The organism is Bacteroidales bacterium (genome assembly GCA_041671145.1).
Lineage (GTDB): Bacteria > Bacteroidota > Bacteroidia > Bacteroidales > JAHJDW01 > JAQUPB01.
Map to the genome: position 1 here is coordinate 1 of JBAZBZ010000059.1, position 10,139 is coordinate 10,139.

The 10,139-nt window shown below is 31.1% G+C and carries 7 protein-coding genes; 2 read left to right on the forward strand and 5 right to left on the reverse strand.

Annotated features, from left to right (window positions below; translation table 11 throughout):
* The 5 genes from WC223_13210 to WC223_13230 all read right to left on the reverse strand — a co-directional run.
* The coding region (locus WC223_13210; protein ID MFA6925197.1) for a hypothetical protein at positions 1–249 on the reverse strand (249 nt) is incomplete at its 3' end.
* Between the two features lie 64 nt (positions 250–313).
* Entirely contained in the window at positions 314–2,386 is a 2,073-nt protein-coding gene (locus WC223_13215) for a cytochrome c biogenesis protein CcdA (protein MFA6925198.1), read from the reverse strand.
* Positions 2,387–2,407: 21 nt separating this feature from the next.
* Positions 2,408–3,730, reverse strand: coding sequence for a tRNA lysidine(34) synthetase TilS (tilS, locus tag WC223_13220; protein ID MFA6925199.1), 1,323 nt, complete (start codon positions 3,728–3,730; stop codon positions 2,408–2,410).
* A gap of 48 nt (positions 3,731–3,778) precedes the next feature.
* Complete coding sequence (locus tag WC223_13225; protein ID MFA6925200.1) at positions 3,779–4,984, reverse strand: hypothetical protein; 1,206 nt, start codon at positions 4,982–4,984, stop codon at positions 3,779–3,781.
* 128 nt (positions 4,985–5,112) lie between these two features.
* On the reverse strand, positions 5,113–7,110 hold the full coding sequence (locus WC223_13230; protein MFA6925201.1) for an OmpA family protein: 1,998 nt from the start codon (positions 7,108–7,110) through the stop codon (positions 5,113–5,115).
* 180 nt (positions 7,111–7,290) lie between these two features.
* On the opposite strand from WC223_13230, the gene WC223_13235 reads away from it, so the two are divergent.
* Together WC223_13235 and WC223_13240 are read left to right on the forward strand one after the other, a co-directional pair.
* Positions 7,291–9,345 (forward strand): tetratricopeptide repeat protein, encoded by a 2,055-nt coding sequence (locus WC223_13235; protein ID MFA6925202.1) that lies wholly within the window; start codon positions 7,291–7,293, stop codon positions 9,343–9,345.
* Positions 9,346–9,604: 259 nt separating this feature from the next.
* Complete coding sequence (locus tag WC223_13240; protein ID MFA6925203.1) at positions 9,605–10,030, forward strand: hypothetical protein; 426 nt, start codon at positions 9,605–9,607, stop codon at positions 10,028–10,030.
* Positions 10,031–10,139: the final 109 nt, after the last annotated feature.

A 10,139-nucleotide genomic window follows, 5' to 3' on the forward strand; every position in this document is an offset into this window, starting at 1 on the left:
TTTTATTTTTACATTATTTTTATATCCTTTTGGAATCAGAATTGAAAACTTGCCGTCTTTATCGGAAATTCCCGTGATATTTTTTTTTGTGCTCTGATTTTCGAAAATAATTATTTCCGATTTTCGTGGGTTGCCTTTGAAATCGGTTACAATTACTTTCAGTAAAGCTTCTTTTTCTGTGGGTTTTAAGTCCTGTGAAAAAGCAGTTACATTAAAAATAATGAATATTAAAATTAAGATTTTTTTCATTTTTTTAAAAGTTTGTTGTTCGTAGTTTGTAGTTGCTTTGAACAACAAACCACAAACAAAATAATTATTTATTTTTCTCAACTTTTCTATTCTCGTATTCTTTAATTCCGTTATCTAGAAAATCTATAAAATTTTTAATGCTTGGGTCGAATGATTTTGGTTCGGTTAAAAGATTTCCTTCATTATCAAGCAAAATGTAATAGGGGAGAGAGTTGATTTTAAATTTTTTTGCCTGAAAGTCGCTCCACTTTTTTCCGATAGTAGTTATTTCTTTTTTTATTCCACCCACAATTGTTTCGTATTGTTCTTTTTCGGGAAGCGTTGTTTTATCATCAACATAAAGGGTAATTAAAATATAATTTTCATTAAAGCGTTTCAGTATCTCGGCATCAGACCAAACAGAAGCTTTCATTTTTTTGCAATATGCACATCCCCATCCGGTAAAGTCAACAAATACGGGTTTGCCTGTTTTCTTGGCATATTCCATTCCTTCATCATAATCGAAAAAGCAATTCAAATTGTAAGGACAATGGAATAAATCGGCATATTTTTTACCTGAAACAACTTCCTGATTATTTACAGGTGTGTTTTTTGTTAAATCAAAATCCTGCGATGATAGAGGTGGGGAGAATGCACTGATTGCCTTTAATGGCGCACCCCATAAGCCGGGGATAAGGTAAATCGCAAATGAAAATGAAATTATAACAAAAAATAATCTTACAACGGAAATATATTTCACATCACTGTCGTGAGCAAATTTTATTTTGCCGAGTAAATAAAAGCCGAGCAATAAGAAAATCACAATCCATATTACTAAGAATATTTCCCTGTCAAGAATTCTCCAATGATTTACCAAATCGGCGGTTGAGAAAAATTTTAATGCTAATGCAATCAATAAAAATGCAAGAGTTACCTTAACTGAATTGAGCCATCCGCCTGACTTTGGAAGTGAATTTAACCATGACGGAAAAACAGCGAGCAATGCAAAAGGAATTGCGAGTGCTATGGAAAATCCTAACATTCCAATGAGAGGGGATAATGTATTTTTTGAAACAGCAGCTTCAACCAAAAGAGTTCCTATGATAGGAGCGGTGCATGAAAACGATACCAATACAAGTGTAAAAGCCATTAAAAATATTCCGATTAAACCGCCTGCTTTTTCTGCTTTGCTGTCGGCTGCGGTTGTCCATTTTGATGGCAACTGTATTTCGAAAGCTCCGAAGAATGATGCTGCAAAAACAAGCAATAATAAAAAGAAAAATAAATTGACATAAGTATTTGTTGACATCGAATTTAATGCATCTGCCCCGAATATTAAAGTTATTCCAAATCCAAGAGCAACATAAATTATTATTATTGAGAGTCCGTAAATCAATGCATCGCGTTTTGCTTTTATTCGCTTTTCACTTCTTTTCAGAAAAAAACTAACTGTCATCGGAATCATAGGAAATACGCATGGAGTTATTAATGCAAGAAAACCAGCTAATATTCCTTCAAGAAAAATAATCCACAAATTTCCTGAAGCAGAATTATCGCTTATTGTTGCTTTAATTTTACTGTAGCAGGATTTGTTATCAGCAGCAATTGATGTTGCTTTTTCGCAGCAGGTTTTTAAAGTGTCAACAGCAGGTTCTGTTTTTTTATCATTTAAAACCGACAAAGGAATTTTAATATTTTCATCATAGTTGATGCAAGCACCATCAGTGTTTGTGCACATCTGATATGTGATTGTACATTTTATTTCTTTAGTTGCTTCGGTTATTTTTATTTTTTGTTTGAACAAACCTTTTTTATAAAAAGATGTTATGAAGCATTTAAAAACATCATCGTATTCTTTTTTAGAACCAATGGCTTTTACTTTACCGATGAGGTAATAACCTTTTTTATCAAAAGTAAATATTGCTGGATTTGGTCCTATTTTACAATTGAAGTCGGATGAATACAAATGAAAGCCCTCGGGAATAACAGCATTGAAAGTAATCGTGGAAGTATCGCCGATTTTTACTTTGTCGGGAGTTATCGAATATTTCCACTTTGATGGTGGTATGTTTACTTGTGAAAAAGAAAGCTCAGATGCTATAATTAAAATTAATATTACTCCTGATATTTTTTTTACTTTGTTCAATAATGATTTCATAATAATTTTTTTATAAAAATATTACAATATTTCCAATATTACAATATTTTTTGTTTTATCGTCAACTCTAAATCTGTCATCAATTCTGTGTCCTGCGAGCCATGCGATTTTATTTTCAGAGCATATAACCCACGTATTTTCTTTTTCAACTAAAGAAAATTTTTCGTCAATAAAAAAGTCGCTTAGCTTTTTTCTGTTTTTCATTCCGAAAGGGTAGAAGTAATCACCATTTTCCCACTTTCTTATTTTTAAAGGGAAAGATAATTTATCGGCGTCAAATGTTGCAATATTTTTATTTTTTAGTATTTCGGCATTTTTATTAAAAGCAGCTTTACTGATACTGATTTTAAGTGGTACTTCTATTAAAGTATCATCTAAATTTATTAAATATTCATTTTTTTGTTCGTCATTTATTTTAGTAATAATAAGTTCGCTTCTGTCTTTAATTAAGCGATGAGTTGAGGATAAAAATTGCTTTCCCGAAATGTCGTCAAGATTTTCAATTATGTTTTGAATATTGCTGAAATTAAAGTTAAAAGGGGAGAGGAGTTCGTACAAATATGTTCGCAATGGGTTTACTTTTTTTAGTTCTTCAATAGAAATGGAAATGTAGTTTTTATTAATTATGAGCAGATTTTTTCGCACTTTTTCTATTTCGTTTTTATAAATTTCTTCTACATCTTTTACTCTCTCAATATTACTTTTGATTGTATTGTCAAATTCAGGATGTATTTTTTTAAATACGGGAATAATATCGTGGCGAATTTTATTTCTCACGTATTTGTTTTCATTGTTGGAACTGTCCTCACGGAATTTTAATTTATTTTTCAAAACATATTCTTCAATATCTTTTCGTTTTGCAAAAAGAAGAGGACGTATGATTTTTTTATTTTTTGTAGCAATGCCGTGCAATCCCGAAATACCAGTTCCTCTGAGTATGTTGATGAAAAAAGTTTCAACAACATCATCGAAATGATGTGCTATTGCGACATATTTATAATTTGTGGTTTCGGTGAGCCAATTGAACCAGCCGTAGCGAAGCTCGCGTGCTGCCATCTGGATGGAAATTTTATTTTCCTCCGAATATTTTTTTGTTTCGAAAAGTTCACTAAAAAACGAAACTTTGTATTTGTGTGCTGTCTGTTGCACAAACAACTCATCCATGTCCGATTCCTGTCCGCGTAAACCGAAGTTGCAATGAGCAATACTAAAATTAAATTCAGCATTGTAAAACAAATCGCACATTACAATAGAGTCAATTCCTCCACTGACGGCAAGTATTATCTTGTCATTTTTTTCAAAAAGATTTTCTTTTTTTATAAACTCTGTGAATAGTTTCAGCATGGTGTGCAAATCTACGTTTTTTCACAATTTTAAACAAATCGCAGGAAATTATAAAGAAACATTCTTTACCATGAAACGTGAAATGTATTGTTCGGATGAGCTTTGCAGGATTATAAGATAAACTCCGTCTGAAATGTTTGATGAATTGAAATTGTAGGTATTGTATCCTATGGATATATCAATTTTTTCCTGTTTTATTATATTGCCAATAATATCAACAACTGTGATATTATATGCTTCTTTAGAATTGCTGTAGAATTTGAATAAAAGTTCAGAAAAAGAATTTCCCTGCAAAACCATTAAATTTTTAATATTTTTCAGGTTGTTGTTAATTTTTACCAAACCTACATGTTTTATTTTTCCATCGTAATCTATTTGTGTTAATCTGTAAAAAGAAATTCCGCTAAACGGATAAGTATCTGTTATCAAATAATTGGTTGCTTTAATGCTGTTACCTTCGCTTTTAACACTATCAAAAGGATGAAAATTTATAGCATCAACGGAACGTTCAACAATAAATTTATCGTTATTAATTTCCGATAAAGTTTGCCATGATAGATTCACAAAACCTTTATCTGTTAATGCTGCTTTGAAATAATTCAGTTCAATTGGTAAAGACGAATCTTGTGCGCAGGGTATGAAAGAAACATTATCCAATCCAAAGTCATTACCGCTTGCGGTAGTATTTTTATTTACAATACTTATGTTGGCATTTGTATTAGAGCCGGAATTCCATGTTGCATAAAATTGCTGCCATAGGCATGTTGTGGTTGAAGCATTGAATATTGAACCAAGTAGAACACCATTAACGGAAAACTGTAGCTGAGCCGGATTAGTTGGGTGCACCGAACTAATCCATGTTGTAAAGTAATAAATTGTATTTATTGAAACATTTATGTTTTGCTGCCAAATTCCAACATCGGCTGTTGTTGCTCCATTAATTATCATAAATTTTCCCGAACCGCTTGTTTTATCGGTGCATACCGACCAGTTTGAATGCAAGTCATTAGAATTTGTCCACACAGAATATAAACCTTCTGTCCATAATTCTTGTTTGTATCCCGCTGAATCAGCTCTATATCCGTAACTACTTGTAAAACTCGCGTTTCCGTTTTCGAAATTACCATTTATAACCCGTTCAATTCCAGTTGAATGATAGCCATTAGGGCATTGTGATAATCCTTCACTATAATATACAAGCATTATAAATGATATTATGAAAATAATCAAACCATATTTTTGCCTCGTAGTCATTTTTTTAGTAATTATAGTTTATTATAACAAATATAATAAAAATTACGTTAAAAAGCAAGAAAAATTAGATAAATTTACAATCAATTACATGAAAAATTATTGCAAATTATTAATTGGCTGGATAGCAGTTATTTGCTTAATATCTTGAATTCTGTTCTGCGGTTCTGTTGTCTTCCTTCAGCAGTACTGTTTGTAGCAATAGGTTGTTCGGAACCATAGCCTTTGTATGTAAGTCGACTTTTTGATATGCCTTTTTCTGCAAGGAAATCAACAACGGCTTCAGCTCTTTTTTTTGAAAGAGTTTTGTTATATTCAGCTAAGCCGACATTATCGGTATGTCCTGATATTTCAATTACAAACGTTGGCAGCTGATTAAGGAGATTTACTAAGTTCTGGAGCTCAGTTACAGATTCTTGTCGTAATGTTGCTTTATCAAAATCGAAGAAAACGTTTTTAAGTATTATTTTTTCACCTATTTCATAATCTTCGGTTTTAAAAGCTTTTATGGCTGTCTTACTTTCAACTGCAATCATTGGTTTTTGCAAACTTATATTTTTAATAATAGTGGTCACTGTATCTTTTCCGATATCAAAGATTTCGGTATAATTATTATAATCAGGATAGGTAGCTGTTATTGTATAATTTATTTCTTTTGGAAGAGTAATCGAGAACATTCCTTTTTTATCTGCTTTAAAGTTTGCAATAACTGCCTTTTTATTATTGTCGGTTATTTCAATGTTTGCATCGAGTGGTTTAAATGATAATGCGTCATTCACGGTACCAATGAGAAGAATGTTTTTTTCTTTTTGCTTAAGAATTGTAATCATATAAATGTCCTGTTCACCAAATCCTTCATTTTTTGAAGAAGAGTAATAAGCGTGAATTCCATCATCAGCAGGGTCATAAAACACATCATTATCGGTAGTGTTAATCGGAAAGCCAATATTTTCAGGAGTAGTCCAGTAGCCATCGGGCAATAGTTTGCTGCGGAAAATATCATAGCCGCCCATGCTTTCGTGTCCTGTAGAGCTAAAATACAAAGTTACCCCGTCGTCAAGAATAAAAGGAGAATCTTCATCATATTTGGTATTAATTTCAGGTCCTAAATTTATTGCTTCACCCCATTTACCGTCGAGGTTGAGTTCGGAAGCATAAATATCTTTCCCGCCATAACCGCCAGGTTTATCACTTACAAAATAAAGTATTTTGCCATCGGGAGACAGCGAAGCGTGAGTTTCGTGGTATTTTGTATTTACAGTAGTCCCCAAATCAATGGGAGTAGCCCATGTGGAACCTCTTGCTTTGCTGACATAAATATCACCATTATTTATTTCACCTTTATAAATAAAAAGTTGTTTGCCGTCTTTTGATAAACTTATACTTGCTTCGTGCGAAGGGGTATTGATAGCTGACCCTATTGATTGTGCTTTTTTCCACTTTCCTGATGTATCTTTCTTAGATATAAATATATCCTCATAGTATTTTCCTTCCACATCTTTCAATCCGCCGGTGCTTCTTTCTCTTCTTGAAGTATAAATGAGAGTTTTCTGGTCATGCGAAATAACAGGGGAATATTCGGGAAACATTGTATTTACACTTGCTCCCATATCTTCTATTTTGATGTTTATTGGATTTTTTATTATTTTTTTTGCATTATAGCACATTTCAATTTGTCTTTCAGTATCTTCAATTAAATCATCATTTGTACCTACTCTCAGGTATGTTCTAAACTTCTTGAAGCAATCAATAGCATCATCAAGCTTGTAAGTAATAAGATAAATTTTACCTAAAAAATATAAAGTATGAGCAGGTGCTTTTTTTTCATTGTATTCGCCGTTAAATTCTGCTGTAACATTAGCAGATGCTTTTTTTAAGTATGGAATTGATAGTTCTTTGTTTACAGGTAAATTGAAATAACAAAGTCCGATTTTGAACTGAATGTTTGAATTATTTGGATTAAGTGAATCGAGTTCTTGGAATATAGGTAATGCAGCGTCGAAATTTTCAGCATCAATAAGGTCTTCTGCCTTGCTGTATTTTGTTTTGAATGTTCTTACATCCAATTGTCCTATAACAAAGGATACATTGATGAATAATAAAACAGAAAGAAAGATTATTTTTTTCATAAAAAAATCAATTTGTAAGAAGTCAATCTACAAATATAAATAAACATATAAATAAAAAAACAATTTTTATTTTTTTAAAATATGAGTAATTTGCATAAAGGATAAATCCATATTTGAATTTCCAAAATATTATCCTGCATTTAATTTTTTAATGTAAATTTGCTTTTTTGAGTAATTTTCATGCAGAAGAAAAACAATAAAAAAAGAGTTGTTCCTCCTAAAACAGTTCCCATTGTGAAACAAAAAAGAGGAGAAAGCATATATTTATATTTAAAGATATTCATAATACTTCTTTTAACAGCGGCTGTTTATTCCAATTCAATAAAAAACGATTTTATTACTTCGTGGGATGATTATCCGATAGTAATGGATAATCCTTTAATAAAGAGTATTTCTGCGGAAAACATAAAAACTTTTTTTTCAACTAAAACATTTGTTGGTGCAAACTATCATCCCGTTACGGTTTTATCGTATGCAATAGATTATCATTTTTTCAAACTCGACCCGCACAAATACCATTTAATGAATCTTATTTTTCATCTTTTAAATGTTTTATTAGTGTTTATTCTGGTTTATATTATTACGAAAAGAGATTCGGCGGCAATAATAGTTTCGCTTTTTTTCGGAATACATCCCATGCATGTTGAGTCGGTGGCTTGGATTGCTGAGCGAAAAGACGTTCTTTATACTTTATTTTTCATTATTTCACTTATTTTTTATGTAATGTACATTAAGAAAAATAAAAATTATTTCTATTTGTTTTTATCGTTGATTGCGTTTCTGCCCTCGCTGTATTCGAAGCCGGCTGCGGTTTGCATGCCGGGTGTAATTATTCTTCTTGATTATTACTACAGCAGAAAATTAAATGCAAAACTTATAGTTGAAAAAATTCCGTATTTTATATTAGCATTTATTTTTGGTGTTATTACTATGAATGCGCAAAAGCAATTCGGTGCCTTTAACACTCTTGTTGCATACAATTTTGTTGACAGGATTTTTATGGCTTGCTTTTCGTTAATTTTTTATATTTACAAAATGCTTGCTCCTCTTGGGCTGGCAGCAATGCATTATTACCCGTTTAAAAATAATGGGTTTCTGCCATTCACTTATTATTTATCTGCTTTGGTTATTATTAGCATTTTGTTTGGTGTTTATAAATTTAAAAATTACAGAAAACTTTTGGCTTTCGGGTTTTTGTTTTATTTTGTTACAATTGCCCTCGTTATTCAGGTTGTTCCTGTTGGAAATGCTATTGTTGCTGAACGCTATTCATATATTCCCTACATTGGGTTGTTTTTTATTGTCGGACAATTATACAGCAATATTGAAGATAAAAAACTCAAACTGATGAAGTTTGTAAAATTTTCATTTATTGGTTTATTATTTATCTATACAATATTTTTTTCTTTCTCAACGTGGCAGAGAAATAAAGTATGGAAAGATTGTGTTACCTTGTTTGTCGATGGTGCTAAAAAATATCCACTGAACAGCGAAGCTCATTCGCAGGTTGCTTCTGCTAAAATGAAAATCAAGGATTATGAGGGTGTTATTGAAGCAGCAACAAAAGCTATAAACATAAATAAAAATTGTATTAATGCCCTTTATAACCGGGGAATGTCATTTTACTATTTAAAAAAATATAATGAAGCAATACAGGATTATACCGATGCAATAAGAATAAAACCCCAATATATCGAAGTATACAACAATAGAGGTCTTGCCCGTCAGTATGTTAATGATATTAAAGGAGCGATAGAAGATTATTCTAAAGCAATTGAATTGAAGCCAGATTACATGGAAGCATATATAAACAGAGGTGCATTGAAAAGCAATACTGGAGATTTTCAGGGTTCTCTTGAGGACTATTATAAAGGACTTGCGTTGAATCCTAATGTTCCTGAAATATATAACAATATTGGTTTTTCTTTGTTCAGCTTAAAACAAATGAAAGAAGCAAACTCATATTATTCTAAAGCAATTCAATTGAATCCGAATTTCATGATGGCTTATTTTAACCGCGGAAATGTCAAATTTTATACAAGTGAATTTCGCAGTGCCATTGATGATTACAATGAAGCACTGAAAATAGATAATACGTATTCTAATTCATATGTTAATCTTGGACTTGCAAAGTACAGGTTAAATCTGAAAAGCGAAGCATGCAATGACTGGCAGAAGGCAATTAATATGGGAAATTCTCAGGGGACTATGATGTATAAAACTTACTGCAAGTAAAAAAACGTTTGCATGAAGTAAATTTTGTTTTGCGGAGAGAATGGGAACTGAACCTTATTCGCTCTTTGCCTGTTAATAGTGGTTTTTGAAACCTTATCTTTTCAAGTCCACCGAATAACCCACCAAAATCTATCTTTGCTTTACCTTACAAAGAACCATTTTGCGTTAGTACAAAGATACAAAAATTTTACTTTTCAAAACAAAATAAATTCACTTCTTTACTTTTATTTTTTTAATTTTGCAGTACGACAACAAAGCAATGGATAACTATTTAAAAATACTTTATTTTCTTAAGCAATACTATGGCGATGGAAATTACTATGATATAGAAAAGGTTTTAAATATTCCCAAAGAACAACTGAATATTATTGTTTCTGAATTATGTAAAGAAGGATTTATTGAAATTAAAAATGAAACAGGAATAACAAAAAAACGACCGATTTTAACTTCTGAATTTAAAGTTAGCTTTGAAGAATCAATACAAGGAAAAGGCGGAAGGTTAAAATTAGAACATGTAGATTATTATGTTCCATTTCAAGCAATATTAAAAATAAAAGGCAATGATTATTTAAAACAACTGAAAGAAGTTAAAGCAGTTTCAAATAATCATACAAAAATAGAACAACAAATACCAAACGCATATTCTTACATACACTATAATAGTAAATTATCACTAACATCCTAACATTATAAATTAAATTTCAATTGATTACAATTAAGTTCTTTGAAATCTTGTAGATAATAGTCGTCAAACAATTGCTGTATGGGGATTTTATCAATTAATGAGAAATTTA